This window comes from Bacteroides sp. RCH18, from assembly GCF_058231005.1.
In genome coordinates this window covers 1,749,446-1,766,688 of the sequence record NZ_JBIPTC010000002.1, presented here as the reverse complement: position 1 = coordinate 1,766,688, position 17,243 = coordinate 1,749,446, and the positions used below count along the sequence as shown (strand labels likewise).

The window sequence follows — 17,243 nt, the reverse complement described above, 5'->3', positions numbered from 1 at the left end:
TATTAAGTGGTAGTTATTTTAATTCGTTATTACCTTGACCCGTCTGCCAATTATACCGTAGGGTCCGGAGCCTCTTCATCGCCGGAGCCATCACCGCCGGAACCGGGGTTCTTGTCAGGGTCTTCTCCCCCGTCATCGCCCGCACCCGCCTGCGCCACCGCACGGGTCAGCACTTGCTGATAACTCAGAATCTTCATCAACTCCGCCAGCGTCTTTCCGGGACGGAAAATAAGATGCGCCCCCTTAATCATCGAACCGGAAAATTCCTTGACCGATGCCGCACCTTCACTGTTCAGTCCTATCTGCAAACTGCCCAAATCGCCCAGCCTCGCAATTCTTCCTGCCTTCAACGCACGCTTCACTTCGTAAAGAATACCCGAAATAGCCGCACGTACATCCGTTTCCGTACAAGTAGAACGACTGGTGATCGCTTCGCACAACTCTTCAAAGTCCAACTCTCCCGACGCCTGCGCCTGTGCATAATACTTTGCCGGTTCGCTCTTTTTTGCAGGATTCTTGCGCGGCACCACTGAATAAGATACTGTCATTGCCATAATAAAATAATTTTAAAGTTTATAATACATAGGATGCATCCCTTTCTTGTTAACAGCACAAAGATAAGGGTATCCGGACAAGCCATATTCCCCAACGAAGTTTCTTGATTCCCAACGAATAAAAACGAAGTCAAACCTTTGAAAAACAAGGATTTTTTTGTAACTTTATAGCATAAAACAAGAAGAAAACATCATGAATTACAAAGAAGATTCTTTCCTTATCCGCACCTATACCAAAGCGGAACTGGCTCACCTTTACAATCCCCATGTCTGCCTCAAAGTTGCTTTACAAATACTTCGTCGTTGGATTATTTACAACCTCCCTCTCCTGCACGAACTCGAGCAGGAAGGTTACCGCGCACGCAACCGTCTCCTTTCGCCGAAACAAGTGGCAACTATCATACACTTTTTGGGCGAACCGTAGTAACTTATTGCCATTTTACACAAAGTTCCTTTACACATTTTCGCAAAGAAGTTCCTTTGCATCGACAAACAATAATCAAAATAAAAATGAAACATTTCACCATATTTCAAGGTTTCTACTACGCAATAGCAGAGATGACCGAAGAAGAAATAGTGTCCACTATCGGCAGTTTTACCTACCGGGAAAAAGTCGAAGAAATACGCCGCATCTTTGCAGAGCAAGGAGAAAAGGCTGCCAATGAGAAGAAAAAAGAATTGCCGGCAATCGCCTTCTCCGCCAGCTACCGAGGAAGGCGTACCAAAGTGAACCTCGTCAAATATCTGGGACACATCGTGATAGACATCGACCACCTCAGCAAAGAAGAATTGGCACGCATCCTCCCTATCATCAAGAGATGCGATTACACCCGCATCGCCTTTATCAGTCCCAAAGGGATGGGCGTGAAAATCATAGTACGCGCATGCCATCCGGATGAGACATTGCCCGAAACCCTTCAAGAAATAGAAGACTTCCATCATGCAGCTTACACCAGACTCGTTTCTTTTTACACCGAACTCTGTCAGATAGAAATCGACACCTCCGGTCAGGATGTGGCACGCACCTGTCTGTTCTCTTACGATCCGGAGATCTATTTCAATCCGAACGCTGACGCTTTTCTTGTAGATCAACCTCAGGCATCCTACAAGGTTTCAAATCGTAAAAGTCTCTCCGGCAGTAAACAACAGACTCCTCCGGACGGCCCCCCGACGAATGAAGACACAGCGCTCAACGCCCATTCCGCCAACGCTTCTCTGGTGCTGACTTTAACCTACTATCACAACAAATCCGAAAAATACATAGCAGGCAACCGGAACAATTATCTGCACCATCTCTCATGTACCTTCAATCGCTACGGCATTCCGCAGGAGGAAGCATCCGCTTTTATCAAAAGCCAGTTTACAGACTTTCCGGCAGACGAGACAGTCTCTTTGATCAATAGCGCCTACGCTCATACCGACGAATTTAATACCTGTAAGCTGAATGGCACGCAGAAACGAATATTACGGATAGAGCAATATATCAGCGAGCACTACGAAACACGCTACAACGAAGTGCTGCATATCATGGAATATCGCAGAAGGCGTCCCGACACCGAGAAACCGGAGCCTTTCCGCATCTTGGATGAGATGATGGAAAACAGTATCTGGATAGAAATCAACGAGTTGGGATATCCCTGTACTGTCAAAACAATCGAAAATCTGATTTACTCCGATTTCAGCCAGTCGTATCATCCTATTCGCGAGTATTTCGAATTACTGCCCGAATGGGACGGAACCGACTATATCCGTATCCTGGCGGATAGTGTCCAGACGAGTCATCAGGAGTTTTGGGCGGAATGCCTGGAACGTTATCTGGTGGCGATGTGCGCAGCGGCTACTCAGGAGAATATTGTCAATCACACGGTACTTCTGCTATGCAGCGAGATACAGAACATAGGAAAGACTACCTTTATCAATAATCTCCTGCCTCCCGAACTGCGTGCTTATCTCTCTACCGGACTAATCAATTCGAACAATAAAGATGATTTAGCTAAAATAACGCAGGCCATGCTGATCAATCTCGACGAGTTTGAAGGGATGAGCGGTCGGGAACTGAATGCATTCAAAGATTTGGTAACGCGCAAAGTGATTAGTTTCCGTCTGCCATATGCACGCCGTTCGCAAAACTTCCCTCATACGGCCTCTTTTGCAGGAACCTGCAATTATCAGGAAGTGCTTCACGACACGACAGGCAACCGGCGTTTCCTTTGTTTTCATCCTTATTCCATCCAATTTATTACCATCAATTATGCGCAACTCTATGCTCAGATCAAATATCTGCTGAATAAGCCGGGATATCAATACTGGTTCACGCAAGCGGACAATGAACGGCTTGAAGAGAATAACGAGGCTTTCATCTTTCATTCACCGGAAGAAGAAATGGTTCTTACGCATATCCGCAAGCCGGAACGTTTCGAGAAGGTTTATTATCTGACTGTCAGTGAGATTGCGGAACTAATACGTGAGCGTACCGGTTATCAGTATTCCATCGGATCAAAAATACAGTTGGGGAAAGTGATGACTAAACACCATTTTGAATCCAAAAAAGGAAATAACGGGCGCCGATATGCCGTATTTATTATAGATATCGAGCAGGTAAAATCAAACAGGCTGTATGAATAGAAGCGGGAAAGCCTTGTGAATATAGCAAAATGCAGAGTCATCTTGACAGATACTCTGCATTTATTGTTTTTACAAAATCATTGAAAATTCGATTTTACAGCCTAACGCATTCATTATACGATAGAAAGTAGATACTTTAGGCTCTGTCTGACCACTTTCTACTCTTGAAATATAAGAACGGTCAGAACCGATACGCCGAGCTAATTCAGCCTGAGTGATTTTAGCCTTTTTTCTTGCGTCCTCGATAATCTGTCCTGTATAAAAGGCGTAGGCCTTTTCTTCTGCCTCTGCACGCTCGGGAGTACCTTCAGCACCAAATTTGGCATCAAGGACAGCATCATAATCTACTATTTGATGATTGTTTATCTGCATAATATTCCTCCTTTATTTTAACTGCTTTATCAATTTCATGACCAGGTGTTTTTTGTGACTTCTTTTGAAAGCCATTGAACAACACAACAATATTACCATCATCAAATATGAAAAATACCCGGTATATATTGTTATTATATTCTGTGCGAGGTTCAAAAACTCCATCCCGAATAAACTTCACAAATTTAGCGGAGAGTCTTTCTTGTGTTTTCAACAAGAGTAATCCGTATTGAATCTTATCTTGTTCCTTTTCGGTTAAAGTCTCCATGAAAGCCTCAAAGTAACCTCCGTATGTACGGATCTTACGTTTCTTTTCCATAACGCAAATATAAGGAATGTTGTTCAACTATACAACACATTTCCTCGTTTTATATTATTTTTCATCATCTTCACCCCCAAAAGTGAGAGGAGTGAGAGAGGAATTGAAACTTTTTCTATTTTATTTCTTTATTTCTACTTTCTATATTTCTCTAAAAAAAATACGAATGTTAGAAATCCTCTCTCACTCCTCTCACTTTTTACCTTTTCTTTCTCCAAAAAGACGGCGGAAAATCGGAAAAACACAACCGTCTTTTTTCGATTTCTCACCGCATTTTCAAATCAACCCACCAATTGAAGCAGACTTCAGGAAATATTTGTTATCTTTGATGTGCAAAAGATCAAAAGAATCAGATATGGACAACTTGATGCGTAAACTTCCTATTGGAATACAAACCTTTGAAGATATACGAAGGAAGAATATCTTATTGTAAAGATCGGAGTGGAATTTAGTGCAGAAAGCCGGAACTTAAATCGTTGGTTAATCGAAGTGATAGGAAAGTAAAATATGAAAAACCGGAGGATTAAGATATCCTTCGGTTTTTTCGACTATATACCCATGATTGGTTTTACGATTTCAATCTTCAATCCTAATGCATTAATAATTCGGTAGAATGTTCCTACACTTGGATTTATAGCTCCGCTTTCAATACGTGAGATATACGATTTAGTTGCATTGATTCTCTTTGCTAATTCAGACTGAGTTACTTTTGCTTCCCGTCGTGCATCCAACAGTATTTGACCAGTATAAAAAGCGTATGCCTCTTCATCGAACTTTTCACGTTCCGGAGTCCCAGGTGCTCCGAACTCCTTATCAAGTTCTGCGCTGATATCAGTCAGCATGTTGTTTTTTGTACTCATAATATTCCTCCTTTATTTTTAATGCCTTATCTATTTCAGATGATGGGGTTTTCTGTGTTTTCTTATGGAAGCCATTAAATAAAACAACTATTTGCCCTTCATCAAAAATGAAAAAGATACGGTAAATGTTTCCGTTATATGATATACGTAGTTCATATAGACCATCACGTATAACCTTTATAAATTTGATAGGCAAACGGTCTTCTGTTCCAAGCAATGAAAGCACATATTTCACTTTTTGAATTTCCTTTTCTGTCAGAGTGGCAAGAAAATCCTTGTAGTATTGACCGTATGCTATTACTTTTCTTCTCATTGTGCAAATATAATAAAAGTTTCAATATCATACAACTTTTAAAGTCGAATTTATACTGCTAACGGGCTTAAATTCCCTCTCGGGTACTCATTTTATTCGAATTTTCCCTCCGAATAATCTGAAAACTCTCCGGCACGTTCTTTCTTCTCATACGAGACCAACGTTTCGATACTAAGCGCTTTCCCGTTCTTAGGGCTTATGACATCTATCACACTTGACAAGGACCGGAACGTCTGTTCGCAATTCGCGTCTCCATTATACGTCAACCTCCCCCGGTCAATAGCACCTAGAATAACAGAAATGTACCGTTTCGGATCTCCCCGATATTCGATAACAGTGGGCGTCATTTGTTCTTCTTCCCGAATCAGTTGGACGACAATTCTTTTTTTTGGTCAATCAGCTCCAACAGTTTTTCACTATGCACACTGATTTGTGCATCTACTTCACGAAGTTCATTCTTCAATGAACAAAACAATTCATCACTCAATGAATTTTCCATAAAAACGATTTTTATAAATTATAAATAAAAAAGCCATTCCGGAAAGCACAGCTATTGCCTGCTTCCCGAAATGGTGACTAATACCTTCAAAAACACTACGCTGTATTGTCCTCAACAGAACAATACGATATTTAAAATCTAAGGTTAGTTATCTTTTTGTTCTTTCAACCATCTTTCCACTTTTTCTACCATCGGCATTTCATACAGAAATATCCAGTCACTGTTGTTACTTAAAGCAGACAAGTGATGATGGTGGTTCTGGTCGGCAATATACCCCTCCGGACTCTCCATAAAACGAGTTTGCGAATAAGTCTTTTCAAATTCAGCACGCATACTTTTGAAGGAGTTACAAACGTCACCTATCCTTACTAATGCTTGAAGACGTTCTTCATCGTTTTTTGTACTGTCATAAACCTCTAAAACTTCCAACAATTTCACCGGATAATGAAACAGTTCGTTCGTCTGCTTATAAATATCCAACGTGTAGCGATTGCGTAAAGCTGCCTGTTCAGCCACTTTCAAGCCTTTACAAATCTTCTCATAACGCGCCGATTCAATGCGGACGGTATCCAGTCTTCCCTGATATTTCCGCTTCCATTCTCCCGGTTTCTCCGGATCCGGCAAATCCAGCAACCGGAATGTTTCCGATACTCCCCATGCAGGATTTCGTGTGCCGGAAACAACTAATGCCTGATCAAAGAAGAAAGCAGCTTTCTCCATTTCCGTCAGAAACTCCATTTGCTGACCGGACAATCCGAACTCCCTTCGGGCGTGCGCCCGGATAAACTCGTCCACAGTCCGCCCGTCCGGATGCCAACTATATTCGCCCTGTGCTATAAGTCCGCGCATCACCGTTTCCCAATGGGCAGAGGCATCATCCCAAGCCGTGGCAAGGATGCCCTTCAACTGATTTTGAGAAACAAGTTTGCAGAAATCTTTAATATATTGTGCCCTGGAGTTGTTTCTGGGCATAAACGGAGTCTCACCGGTCGCTGCGGCGGTAGCTCCCATTACATTCAGTCCATTCTTATGATACCATTCCAGAAGCATCTGATGGGACAAGACGGTAGGGTCTTCGTAATGCCAACGCATATAGATGCAATTCTTCGGGAACATCTTGATAGCTTCGTCCAGCCGGGAGGTATTCCAGTTCTTACGAATTTCATCATCGGTGAGCGGGCGATGCAACAACCACCAAAGGTCGGCATATTTCAAAGGCATATCATCCCAGAAGATGGGAGTTCTGCCATGTTCCACAGCAAAGTCGCAAACCTTTTTGAGCCAGATCATCTGCAATTCAAAAGCTGTTTTTCCGGTTGCTTTACAACGTTCGTCTATGCCGATAGCCGTTATTTCATCTCCGCCTATATGAAGATATTTGCCGTCCGGCATGGCTTCCATCGCATCCCGATAAAGATCAAACTGCAACTCATAGGTGCGCGGGTCGGAAGGACAGAACTCCCAGTCGCTATGCGGATTTTCCCGCAGTTCCCAATGGCGCTTCAGGATAAAGCCGGCGTGTCCCAATCCTTGTACTAAGGGACTAATCTCAATATTACGCTCCTTGGCATAGCGACTGATAGCCTGCATCTCTTGTTTGCTGATGGCATTGGGGGCGCCCACTTCGGGACGGCGGGTATAGCGCAGCTTGTCTTCCACTTCCCAAATGATGGCATTTACCTTATAGCGAGCCAGTTTATCAATGGTCCGGTAGTAGTATTCCGTCCGGTCCAGATGATGCTTCGTATCAAAGTGAACGGCACGGTAAGGGATTTCGGGATAATCCGTCATTCGGAGACATGGAATAGGGATACGAAGGTCACGACTATCCTCCATCAGTTGTTCCAAGGTCTGACAACCGTAGAACAATCCTGCTTGTCCGCGCGATTGGATCGTTACTCCCCGGGATGTAATCTCCAGTGTGTATCCTTCCGGAGATTCGGGGGTGTTCTGTTCCGACAGGGAAAGTGTAATACCTGCTCCTTGTTTTTCAATGCGGGGTAAAGCGTCCAGCAATGTTCCTAAAACGGGGACTTTACTTTCGCCTTTCGATACGATATATGCCAGTTCACTACCTGCTATCCCCTGCCCTTTCAGTATCTCTATGTTCTGGGGTAAAGGGAGTATCTGAAAACGTGGGTCCAATCCCTTTGCCTGCGACATGGCGGAGACAAGTATAAACAGCAGTACGAAAGCTATTTTATTCTTTAATTTCTTCATTATCTATTTCTGTTTAATCATTTGCAGATAGTTCTTTCAATGTTCCTTCGGCTATTCCTACCCACTTGGCGGCTTCACGCCCCGAAGCAGAGGTGAAATTGCGGATAGCTGCGTCCAGTTGTCCGTTGTTCAGTATACGTGCCTTTTCATAATCCTGAATGCCTTCCCGCAGCAATTCCAGACGGATGCTGGAGATGGGAACAGCGGCGGCGGTATTTTCGCTGCGATAAATCATATGGAAGTCGCCGGACGCATTACTTCCATCCTGTGCACTGGCAGGGTCGGACTGTGTCCAGTAATCGTATGCCCAGCGCAGATATCCGTCGAATCCTTTTGCCAGCGCATACCACGCCATCCACGGCATTTCTGCCGGATTGGTTTGCGCCGTAACGTAGTTGTTCGGGTATTGCTGCGAGCAACTAGTGTAGAAGGTAGAAATGGCATTGTCCGACTGGCGCTCGTAGCCTAAAATGGTCGAATAATCATACAGGCTGTTCTCTATCCCGCTGTCGACATTTCCTCCCGACAGTCCTATTTTCCAGTTCGCATCGTTCTCTTTGATTAAAGCTATGATTGACTTCATACCGTCTTCTTTAATCTCATCCATATAAAGCACGGTTTTGTCAAACCAGCCTTTTGCTTGCAGATGCATCTTGAAAGAAGTCAGGAAAGCAGACCACACAGTGTTATATTCTTCCGTACCTATGGTGAGTTCCAATATCCGGTCTGTGCCCGACGCGTCTTTATATCCGACAGACGTCTTCCATCCGGCCAAAGAAAAACAGCTGATCTGTTTATTGATTCCCCATTCCATCATTTTCCCGACATATTTATCAAAATCGGTATAGTCGAATATCCACTCGTCGGAACCGTTTTTCGACCACTTCACCATCGTTTGTCCGCTATTGAAAGCACCGTCCTTGATATACGTGGTGATTACCTTCTGCCCGGCATCTGCCAACAGTTGATAAAACGGCTTCATCATCGCAAAATATTCATCGGAGAAAGGAACGACATTTTCTCCGTTGTCCCGACACAGAGTTGTCAATTGGAAAGGGAACTGCCATAAATCAAGATGGAAACTCCAATCGGCTACCGCAGGCAACTGATGATCTACGACAAGCAATTCCAGATTAAACTTCTGCTTCACTTCATTGGCTGATTTCACCTGAATGGTTCCGGTATATATGCCCGGTACGGCATCTGCCGGCGTGTTTATGGTCACCCATATCTTAACGGGATCTTGAGTGGTAAGCGTTGTGACGGGTACTTCGGAAAGGGCATCGGCAATCAAGGTAGTGGTACGGCTCTCATAATTTCCACAATCGAGTGCCTGATCGTCTCCCTTTATATAGGAAGGGAAACGAAGTCGGATATTGGAGGCAGAGATGCTGTTCGCATCGCTCACCAGATCCGAGACTTCATAAGTGAGGTCGTCATATTTTTTATCTCCTGACCATAACACTATCTGTTTGTGTGTACGGTCGTTCTGCCAAAGGGTGTCTTTCCAAAGGGTGACGATCTTCGCTTCTTCCATCTGAGCTTCGTGTTGCTGACCTTTGGAGTATCTCACAAACTTACTTTCGAACGAACCACGCAGGGTAGTAACGGCAGGCTCTGCGGGAGCGACAGGTTCTTCCCAGTTGTCGGTCGGCAAACCGTCGGTACAAGCTATTACTCCATAAGCCAGTGAAAACAAAAATATACTGCTTAATAAGAATTTCTTCATAATTGTTGATTTATCTCGTTATAGTATAATCATAAAAAGGTGTACTCAAGTCCAGTTCTATCCGGTACGTGCCAGCTTCGTCGATAGTAATATCCGTCCCTGTCTCCGACAGTCTGACAATACCATCGGATGCCCCATACGTTACAGTCGGATCACCGGCAGAGACCGGAATAGTGGTAAATTTCAATTTTCCGGCTGTAAGTTCTGTCGTCAAAGACCACTTGCGGGTATCAGAATTGTAGACCATTGCTTTCACCGTTCCTGCGGCTGTCCCCGTAACAGCCCATTGCGTCTCCAGTAAAACGATCTGACGGGTAGTAAGGTCAAAGTTAATTTTCCAGATGCCAGGAGAGACAATTGAGGCATTGCCTCCAGTAGTTGTCCAGTCTCCCCAAGGACCGTCACACGGATAATAGCCGGTTCCCGGAGAAGATTTCTCCACCATCGCTAAAGTTCCATAAGATTGTCCGCCGCCCAATCCGGCGCTAACATCAAAATAGGCGGACTGGTCAGATTGCACCAAGCCGATGTTGTTCCAGCTTGTATTTGTCAAGTCTATATATCCTTCAAACAGATTATTATAGGTAATGGAAGCAATGGTCTGTGCCGTTTCTGTATTCAGGCCATAGTAATCTCCTTTCTCACCCGACATTACCAAATACATTACCGGAGGAGGATTATAACTCATCTCCAGTAGAAAAGTCTCGGCTTGTGTCCCCTTCGTCCATTCCAATGCAAATTGGTTATTCCTGAAAGTGATCACATCTCCCACATTTATATTGACCGTAGCCGAAGGGTCGGAAACGTCTATCTGTTTCACTATGGCAGTAGTGGAAGGCTGATTGACTGCCACCAACAATGTTTTACTCAACAAACCATCTTCCTCCTGCAACAGAGGGGTAGCCACATAGTCCGTTCCGTTCACTTCCAAGACTAATCCCGAAATAGGCGAAACAAGGGTAGGATTCTCCGGATAAGAATCTTCACTGCAAGAAACGACTCCTATCGCCAGACACAAAGTGATTAAAATCAAAGTTATATTTCTTTTCATATCATTCGTTCTTTTCGATTATGTTATTGACGTTTAATTGTATCCGGGGTTCTGAACAATACCGGTCATGATGGTCATCTGGTCGCTCGGTTTCGGTAGAAGATAATTGTGATCGTCAATCTTTGCCTCCGGATAATAAGCCTCCAAAGTCTCCTTCAGAATATGACGACGACACAAATCGAACCAACGATTACATTCAAAAGCTAATTCCCAGTTACGTTCGTCCAATACCGCCTTGTCAAACTGTACTGGAGTCAGTCCCGAAAGTTTAGTCAGCCCTGCTCGTTCGCGGACTTCATTGATAGCATCGTATGCCGCCTTCGAAGGGCTGCCTTCCGCCAGATTAGCGGCTTCCGCGTAGATCAGCAACACATCGGCATAGCGTAACATACAGAAAAATCCGTCCGCTTTATTAGCTGTAGCTATCCCTGAATATCCTCCGCTCTTTGGACCTGCATCCCGGTACTTTCCCACATAAGGTTGTGCCACATTGGTGTCTTCCCACGAAGCACCGTCCCTCATCCGAGTATAAAAAGTTCCGCTCAAACGGCTGCCATCTCCTACGGGAAAAGTTTCCAGAAAGCGTTTGTCACTGGTCCAATCTGCCCAGCCGTTTTCTCCGTGATCCGTAGGACGCACGGCCTGATGGATATAACTGCCTGTTGCATTGTCCGAACTGGCATAAAGCGCAAAGATAAATTCGGAGTTTATTTTACGGTTGCTCCATAACCACAATTGGGAATATACTTTTTCTAAGGTATAGACCTTTTCACTAATTACTTCATTAGCCTTATCACGTGCCAGCGCATAACAGGAAGTCTCATTCAACGGAAATCCCGCCATTGTCAAATAGACTTTTGCCAGCAACGCTTTTGCCGCCCAACGGCTCGGACGGCTCGGATCATCCTGTGAAAGAGGCAATGTCAACTCTGCATTCTTCAAATCAGAAACTATCTGCTCGTAAATCCGGGCAACACTCGCCTGAGGCTCTTTTGCCGCATTATCCTGATTATCCTCCGTCAACAATGGCACTTCGCCAAACCAACGCACCAACTGGAAGTAATTAAAAGCACGCAAGAAATGGGCTTCCCCTCCAATCGGGGACAATTCGTCGGGAGATAATTTCGTGTTCTCACCGATAATCTTTATCAATGTATTGCACGCGCTAATACTTGTGTAATATGAGTTCCATAACTCATCCGTCACTTCGTCCGGATTTCCTACTGTGTTAATGTTAACCTGTTCGAATCCTTTCCATCTGATGACGGGGGTATTTACATCTTCGGCACCTGCACTGGCCGCATAGGGCATATCGGTACCATATAAAAGGATTAAGGGGGTATAGGCTCCTGTGATATAGCTATTGAAGTCGGTCAGTGTCTGGAAGAACTTATCGACAGTTGGCTGTCCGGTAAGATTCTCTGTCAAATCGGCACAACTCGTACTTAATATTATCGCCAATAATCCGACGCAGCTCTTTTTTATAAGTGTACAATTCATAGTCTGTTATTATTAAATGATCATTAAAACGAAATATCCAACCCTACAAGGAAACTCTTTGACGAAGGATACACACCACGGTCCACGCCTGCCGCATCCGAGTCTGCTCCCATACTTGCTTCCGGATCAAATCCCGAATAATTGGTTATTGTCCATAGATTATTGGCACTGACATAGATACGGGCGGACGAACATCCTATTTTTGACAGTATCTTGTGCGGAATACGATAGCCCAATGTGATATTTTTCAGGCGCAAATAGTCTCCCTTCTCCACCCAACGGGAAGAATTTACATACTCTGCTCCCGAAAAAGCAGGAATATTTGTCGGATTTTCCGGTGTCCAATGATTTTTCATAACCGTACTGGTCGGGAATGCATCTGACGAATAAGTCTCACGCCGGATACGATTCTGATTATAAATGTCATTACCGGATACTCCCTGCCAGAAAATATTCAGGTCGAAATCAAAAATCGTAAATGTATTGTTGAATCCGAAGCTCAACTTCGGCTGGGCATTACCGATAATGCCTATATCATCCTTATCTATTTTTCCATCACGGTTGATATCTACATACTTGGCATCTCCGGGCTTTGCTCCGTAAAGCGCAGCCGTCGAAACTTCTGATTTCTGCCAAACACCGGCAAAGGTATATCCGAGGAATGTACCCATCGGTTGTCCCACCATCTGGACATAAGAACCCACCAATCCCGGATAATCGGCACCAGTAGTAATAAGCGTATTGGAAAGCCCGTCCAGTTCGAGAATCTTATTTTTATTGATATTCAATGTATAATTGATGTCCCATTTAAAATGTTTGGTAGAGACAGGAATACCACCCAACATGATATCAAATCCTTTATTGGACACGGAACCGACATTGGTCAGGATGGAACTGACACCCAATACTGAAGGTACTTTCTGCCACATCAACAGGTCTGTGGTTTTCTTGTTATAATATTCGGCTGAGAAACTCAAACGCCCTCCCCACCATCGACTGTCTATACCGATGTTCAACTCACGGGTGCGTTCCCATTTCAGATTGTCATTGCCTAAATCTGATATGGCCAAAGTCGGGTTTCCGCTATCGTCCATGCCCGGATAAAACTTTAAATGAGAAGAGTAAGCGGGCACTGCCGCATTGCCTACCGTACCGTAACTCCCGCGAATTTTAAACTCCGGTACCATATCTTTCAGCCTTTTCATAAACTTCTCTTCCATAAGATTCCATCCTAATGAAACTGCTGTAAAATTGTCGTATTTGTTTCCTTCTGCCAACTGGCTGGCTCCATCATAACGAACCGATCCGGAAAACATGTATTTATTCTTATAACTATAATTCACGCGACCCATAAAAGACTGCATCACCGTAGTAGAATATTCCACCCAAGGGGCCTGCAAAATAGAACCGAACTGCACTCCATTATATCCCATTCCCACCGGGATTCCTCTGGAAGAAGCAGATGTGCTCTGATAATTATCCTTCAACACTTCGTATACCCCGGTAGCCTGAACGGTATGATCACCAAAAGCCTTATCAAAAGTCAGAATACTGGTACTTTGCAAAGCAATATAGCGTGATTGGGCCTTACTTCCGTTAATATCTCTAATATCGCCATTATTGACACGCTGATTATCAAAATACCCGTTGGTATCGCTATGAGTCTTATATGAAAACAAAGAAGATAATTTGAGGAAATCCCAGAATTTATATTCTCCCATTAAAGAAGCATTAAAAGAAGCAACGGATTTATCGTCCACTATCTCCAAAGCATACCCCACCGGATTGTACAATGAAACCGGTCCTATTCCTCCACCCGGCTGTGTATATCCTCCTTCGCTATCGGGGTCATAGATGCGTTTCGTAGGCGACCATTGAAGTGCTGCATTAATAGCCTGTTCATAATCTCCATTGTGCGTCTCGTCATAAGAGGCAAACGTATTCAGCGACAAATTCAAACGGGATGTAGCCTGAACTTTAAAGTTTGCACGAAAAGTATATTGTTTAAAATTGGTATTCTGTACAATGCCATCTTTATTGGTATATCCTCCAGCTATGAAATAAGAAATGCTTTCTTTCGCTCCGCTGATACTGATGTTATGTGATTGGGAAACCGCATTCCGAAAAATCTTATCCTGCCAGTCCGTACTGTTTCCTTCCAACGGAATCTCATCCGGTCCAAAAACAGGATTGAGCCCATTCTCTTCCTGAGCCTCATTCATCAGCAGGGCATATTCTTTTGCATTCAATGCAGGCAAGGTTTTCCGTACTTCATCAAATGAAACAAAACCGTTGTAAGACACCTGTGGCTTTCCGGTTTTCCCATTTTTAGTTGTCACCAGAATAACACCATTCGCACCTTTCGAACCATAGACAGAAAGGGCGGCAGCATCTTTCAATACTTCGATGGATTCTATCTGATTAGGATTCAAACTTCCGATATTCCCATCTTGAACACCATCAATGATGATCAAAGGATCATTTCCATAAGTCAGCGAGTTGGCTCCACGGATGCGGATCGTTGCCGATCCCGAAGGAGCACCACTGGAATTCTGCACAACAACGCCTGCCACACGTCCTTGCAATGCCTGTGCAGTACTGGCATTAGGAGCTGACAACAGCTCTGCTGATTTTACGGAAGAAACGGAACCGGTGATATCACTTTTCTTTTGTACACCATACCCCACGACAACTACTTCATCCAATACTTTAGTGTCTTCCTTCAGGACAATCCGAAGCAGATTCTTACTATCGGCAGCTCGAAGTTCCACACTCTGATAACCGATATAAGAGACTGAAATCCAGGCATCTTCCGATACCTCATTTATAGTGTAGTTTCCGTCAAGGTCCGTAATTATTCCGGTTGAAGTTCCTTTCACTACCACACTGGCCCCAATGATCGGTTCGCCCTTATCATCCACGACTGTCCCTTTGATATTCTTCTTTGTACTGCCGTCATGAGGTTTCTGAGTCTTTTTCAAAATGACTATCATCTTGTTTTGCAACTTATAAGTCAAATCCTTATCCAAGACTTTATTCAGAATTTCGTCCAATGATGCATTTTTGAAAGTTGCCGTAATTCTTTTATTCTCATTCACTTCATCTGTCTTATAGATGACAGATAAACCTGTTTGTTGCTCAACTTCTTTCAATACTGTCTTCAATGTTTCATTCTTGAATGTCTTGTTGATGACTTGGGCGTGCAAAGTCACTGTCGCCAGACAGAATGAAACTAAAAGAAGCAGCCGTAATAAGCTCTTTCGGTTGTTCATAGTTTTTCTCGATTTAATTTAATAATAGTTGTTACGAAATGGAAATTATTCTCTGATATATATATCCTTGCCTTTACGTTCGACGGTTATCGGGATAATCTCTTGCAAAGCCGTCATCACCTCTCCGATTGTTTCTCTGTTGCGCAGAGAAATACGGAATGTCTTGTCTCCTACTGCTTCCGATTCCAGCCAAATATTCACATCATATTGTCGGGATAGTTTTGCAACCAGTTCCTTCAATGTAATGTGATCAAATTCTATACGGTTCTCCGCCCACGCTTTTGATTGTGAAGCGTTTACTTGGGTACGGATGAATTTTCCTGTTTCTACGTTCAATCTCATGGACTCTCCAGGAGACATCCTTATCGGACTGCCTTTATAATTCAGTTCGACCGAGCCTTCAAGTAAAGTGGTGGAAATGAACGGATCGTCATCATAGGCGGATACGTCGAACTTCGTTCCTTTCACAACGACGTCATATCCATGTGTCTGCACGATGAAAGTAGCTCCCGCTTTCTTGGTGACTTCAAAATACCCCTCACCATTCAGTTCGACTCTGCGATTGGCGGTATTAAACTTGTTCGAATACTTCAGTGTAGAACCTGCATTAAGCCAAACGACTGTACCGTCAGACAGAACGACTTTACTCTTCTCGCCATAAGGAGTTTCGCATACAAAGTACGTTTCCGGTTGTAATGAAGAAGAGAGTTGCCGGACACCGAGGGTTCCTCCTATAGTCAGAAGTACGATGGCTGCAACAGCAGCCACTTTCCGCCAAACGGAGAATCTCGTTTTCGAAATACCCAGCATCGGGATAATGGCTTCCTGCGTGCGGATTTTGCGTTGTAATGTCTCCCACTCCTTCGTGGTATTGGAATCGGTAATGCCCGAGGCAATCCACTCCTTTTCCCACTGTCTGAATGCCGTGCGATTTGCTTCACTTTGTCCGACATACTCAAACAATAGTTTTTCGTCTTTTCGCCGGATTCTTCCTTCGAAATACTGAACGGCCAACTCACGAATGTTTTTCTTTTCTTCCATAATTTCACTTTCTATAAGATGTAACAACTATTATTTCTTTTACCCAACCACCCATACAAAGAAAAAAGCAGGAATTTTTCAGTCCCTGCTCTTCCATTCTAATTATCAATGGTTTATATTTTCTTCTTTATTTATTATTCATAATCACCCAGGCAACAATCATAATATAAATGTCTACCGGATACTTGTCTTTGAAGTGTTTGGAGAAGCTTTTCAATGCTTTCGCAATGTGCTTCTCGACTGCCGTAGTCGATATCTGAAGTTTGTCTGCAATTTCACGATTCTTCAGTCCTTTGAAACGGCTCATCAGAAAGATTTCCCGCGAACGCTCGGGAAGCTGCCCGATGACAAGGTTGATTTGTTCCTGCAATTCGTCATATAGTAGTTTGTGCTCTGCATCTAGCGTGAAGTCGGCATAATAGAGCCTTTCTTCACCATCAATGGATGCAAGATATTCTATCTGATGTTTCTCGACAATGGAAAGATGCTTCAAGTAATTCAGGCATCCATTGCGTACCATTGCAAAAAGTAAGGAGGTGACCGATACAGCCGACAACAACTCCCGCTTCTCCCAAAAACGCAGAAAACACTCCTGAATAATATCACGAGCCGTCTCTTCATCTTCCACGAAGCGAATAGCATAGCCGCGCAAACGGGGATAATAAGCCTTAAAAAGATATTCAAATGCCTGATTATTACCTTTTCTAATCTCGTCTAATAAAAACTTTTCATCTGAAAAATCAACCATAGTGTCGTATTTTGAAACAAAGGTATAAAGTTACAGATGACAATGATATTAATATTTTCTCAGATTTCCGATTTTTCAGCAGAGTTTCTGCACATAAAACTTTAAAAGCGATATTTTAACCGTCATTGGTAAAATATCGC

At 43.5% G+C, this 17,243-nt stretch carries 16 protein-coding genes; 2 read left to right on the top strand and 14 right to left on the bottom strand.

Features of this window, described 5'->3' with window-relative positions; translation table 11 throughout:
- Positions 1–50 precede the first annotated feature (50 nt).
- A complete protein-coding gene (locus tag ACHLI0_RS22160) occupies positions 51–554 on the bottom strand; it encodes an HU family DNA-binding protein (RefSeq protein ID WP_151209583.1) in 504 nt (167 codons plus the stop codon).
- 193 nt (positions 555–747) lie between these two features.
- Between ACHLI0_RS22160 and ACHLI0_RS22155 the strand changes: the two genes are divergently transcribed.
- Both ACHLI0_RS22155 and ACHLI0_RS22150 read left to right on the top strand, forming a co-directional pair.
- Entirely contained in the window at positions 748–978 is a 231-nt protein-coding gene (locus ACHLI0_RS22155) for a DUF4248 domain-containing protein (RefSeq protein ID WP_008760437.1), read from the top strand.
- An 86-nt stretch (positions 979–1,064) separates the two neighbouring features.
- Positions 1,065–3,179 (top strand): virulence-associated E family protein, encoded by a 2,115-nt coding sequence (locus tag ACHLI0_RS22150; RefSeq protein ID WP_490750061.1) that lies wholly within the window; start codon positions 1,065–1,067, stop codon positions 3,177–3,179.
- A 69-nt stretch (positions 3,180–3,248) separates the two neighbouring features.
- Here the strand turns inward: ACHLI0_RS22150 and ACHLI0_RS22145 are convergent, their stop codons facing one another.
- The 13 genes from ACHLI0_RS22145 to ACHLI0_RS22085 form a co-directional block, all read right to left on the bottom strand.
- Positions 3,249–3,551: a helix-turn-helix domain-containing protein gene (locus ACHLI0_RS22145; protein ID WP_118417892.1), complete on the bottom strand. Its 303-nt coding sequence runs from the start codon at positions 3,549–3,551 to the stop codon at positions 3,249–3,251.
- On the bottom strand, positions 3,517–3,870 hold the full coding sequence (locus ACHLI0_RS22140) for a type II toxin-antitoxin system RelE/ParE family toxin (RefSeq protein ID WP_490750060.1): 354 nt from the start codon (positions 3,868–3,870) through the stop codon (positions 3,517–3,519). The genes ACHLI0_RS22145 and ACHLI0_RS22140 overlap by 35 nt, the downstream gene beginning before the upstream one ends.
- 548 nt (positions 3,871–4,418) lie before the next feature.
- On the bottom strand, positions 4,419–4,730 hold the full coding sequence (locus ACHLI0_RS22135) for a helix-turn-helix domain-containing protein (RefSeq protein WP_008760432.1): 312 nt from the start codon (positions 4,728–4,730) through the stop codon (positions 4,419–4,421).
- Positions 4,702–5,043 (bottom strand): type II toxin-antitoxin system RelE/ParE family toxin, encoded by a 342-nt coding sequence (locus ACHLI0_RS22130; protein ID WP_008760431.1) that lies wholly within the window; start codon positions 5,041–5,043, stop codon positions 4,702–4,704. The genes ACHLI0_RS22135 and ACHLI0_RS22130 overlap by 29 nt, the downstream gene beginning before the upstream one ends.
- A gap of 92 nt (positions 5,044–5,135) precedes the next feature.
- On the bottom strand, positions 5,136–5,390 hold the full coding sequence (locus ACHLI0_RS22125; RefSeq protein ID WP_055299618.1) for a hypothetical protein: 255 nt from the start codon (positions 5,388–5,390) through the stop codon (positions 5,136–5,138).
- A 17-nt stretch (positions 5,391–5,407) separates the two neighbouring features.
- Positions 5,408–5,542: a hypothetical protein gene (locus tag ACHLI0_RS22120; protein ID WP_008766759.1), complete on the bottom strand. Its 135-nt coding sequence runs from the start codon at positions 5,540–5,542 to the stop codon at positions 5,408–5,410.
- 144 nt (positions 5,543–5,686) lie between these two features.
- A complete protein-coding gene (locus ACHLI0_RS22115) occupies positions 5,687–7,762 on the bottom strand; it encodes a family 20 glycosylhydrolase (protein ID WP_490750059.1) in 2,076 nt (691 codons plus the stop codon).
- Between the two features lie 13 nt (positions 7,763–7,775).
- Positions 7,776–9,491: a DUF4091 domain-containing protein gene (locus ACHLI0_RS22110; RefSeq protein WP_490750058.1), complete on the bottom strand. Its 1,716-nt coding sequence runs from the start codon at positions 9,489–9,491 to the stop codon at positions 7,776–7,778.
- Positions 9,492–9,501: 10 nt separating this feature from the next.
- Complete coding sequence (locus tag ACHLI0_RS22105) at positions 9,502–10,542, bottom strand: cadherin repeat domain-containing protein (RefSeq protein WP_490750057.1); 1,041 nt, start codon at positions 10,540–10,542, stop codon at positions 9,502–9,504.
- 33 nt (positions 10,543–10,575) lie between these two features.
- A complete protein-coding gene (locus tag ACHLI0_RS22100) occupies positions 10,576–12,042 on the bottom strand; it encodes a RagB/SusD family nutrient uptake outer membrane protein (RefSeq protein WP_490750056.1) in 1,467 nt (488 codons plus the stop codon).
- A gap of 23 nt (positions 12,043–12,065) precedes the next feature.
- Positions 12,066–15,314 (bottom strand): TonB-dependent receptor, encoded by a 3,249-nt coding sequence (locus ACHLI0_RS22095; RefSeq protein WP_490750055.1) that lies wholly within the window; start codon positions 15,312–15,314, stop codon positions 12,066–12,068.
- Positions 15,315–15,359: 45 nt separating this feature from the next.
- On the bottom strand, positions 15,360–16,355 hold the full coding sequence (locus ACHLI0_RS22090; RefSeq protein WP_490750054.1) for a FecR family protein: 996 nt from the start codon (positions 16,353–16,355) through the stop codon (positions 15,360–15,362).
- A 127-nt stretch (positions 16,356–16,482) separates the two neighbouring features.
- Positions 16,483–17,103, bottom strand: a complete 621-nt coding sequence (locus ACHLI0_RS22085) for an RNA polymerase sigma-70 factor (RefSeq protein WP_008760424.1) — start codon at positions 17,101–17,103, stop codon at positions 16,483–16,485.
- Positions 17,104–17,243 lie beyond the last annotated feature (140 nt).

Bases quoted from the DNA above. Each gene is read 5' to 3' on its own strand.
- ACHLI0_RS22160 (WP_151209583.1), bottom strand. From the start codon at position 554: ATGGCAATGACAGTATCTTATTCAGTGGTGCCGCGCAAGAATCCTGCA.
- ACHLI0_RS22155 (WP_008760437.1), top strand. From the start codon at position 748: ATGAATTACAAAGAAGATTCTTTCCTTATCCGCACCTATACCAAAGCG.
- ACHLI0_RS22150 (WP_490750061.1), top strand. From the start codon at position 1,065: ATGAAACATTTCACCATATTTCAAGGTTTCTACTACGCAATAGCAGAG.
- ACHLI0_RS22145 (WP_118417892.1), bottom strand. From the start codon at position 3,551: ATGCAGATAAACAATCATCAAATAGTAGATTATGATGCTGTCCTTGAT.
- ACHLI0_RS22140 (WP_490750060.1), bottom strand. From the start codon at position 3,870: ATGGAAAAGAAACGTAAGATCCGTACATACGGAGGTTACTTTGAGGCT.
- ACHLI0_RS22135 (WP_008760432.1), bottom strand. From the start codon at position 4,730: ATGAGTACAAAAAACAACATGCTGACTGATATCAGCGCAGAACTTGAT.
- ACHLI0_RS22130 (WP_008760431.1), bottom strand. From the start codon at position 5,043: ATGAGAAGAAAAGTAATAGCATACGGTCAATACTACAAGGATTTTCTT.
- ACHLI0_RS22125 (WP_055299618.1), bottom strand. From the start codon at position 5,390: ATGACGCCCACTGTTATCGAATATCGGGGAGATCCGAAACGGTACATT.
- ACHLI0_RS22120 (WP_008766759.1), bottom strand. From the start codon at position 5,542: ATGGAAAATTCATTGAGTGATGAATTGTTTTGTTCATTGAAGAATGAA.
- ACHLI0_RS22115 (WP_490750059.1), bottom strand. From the start codon at position 7,762: ATGAAGAAATTAAAGAATAAAATAGCTTTCGTACTGCTGTTTATACTT.
- ACHLI0_RS22110 (WP_490750058.1), bottom strand. From the start codon at position 9,491: ATGAAGAAATTCTTATTAAGCAGTATATTTTTGTTTTCACTGGCTTAT.
- ACHLI0_RS22105 (WP_490750057.1), bottom strand. From the start codon at position 10,542: ATGAAAAGAAATATAACTTTGATTTTAATCACTTTGTGTCTGGCGATA.
- ACHLI0_RS22100 (WP_490750056.1), bottom strand. From the start codon at position 12,042: ATGAATTGTACACTTATAAAAAAGAGCTGCGTCGGATTATTGGCGATA.
- ACHLI0_RS22095 (WP_490750055.1), bottom strand. From the start codon at position 15,314: ATGAACAACCGAAAGAGCTTATTACGGCTGCTTCTTTTAGTTTCATTC.
- ACHLI0_RS22090 (WP_490750054.1), bottom strand. From the start codon at position 16,355: ATGGAAGAAAAGAAAAACATTCGTGAGTTGGCCGTTCAGTATTTCGAA.
- ACHLI0_RS22085 (WP_008760424.1), bottom strand. From the start codon at position 17,103: ATGGTTGATTTTTCAGATGAAAAGTTTTTATTAGACGAGATTAGAAAA.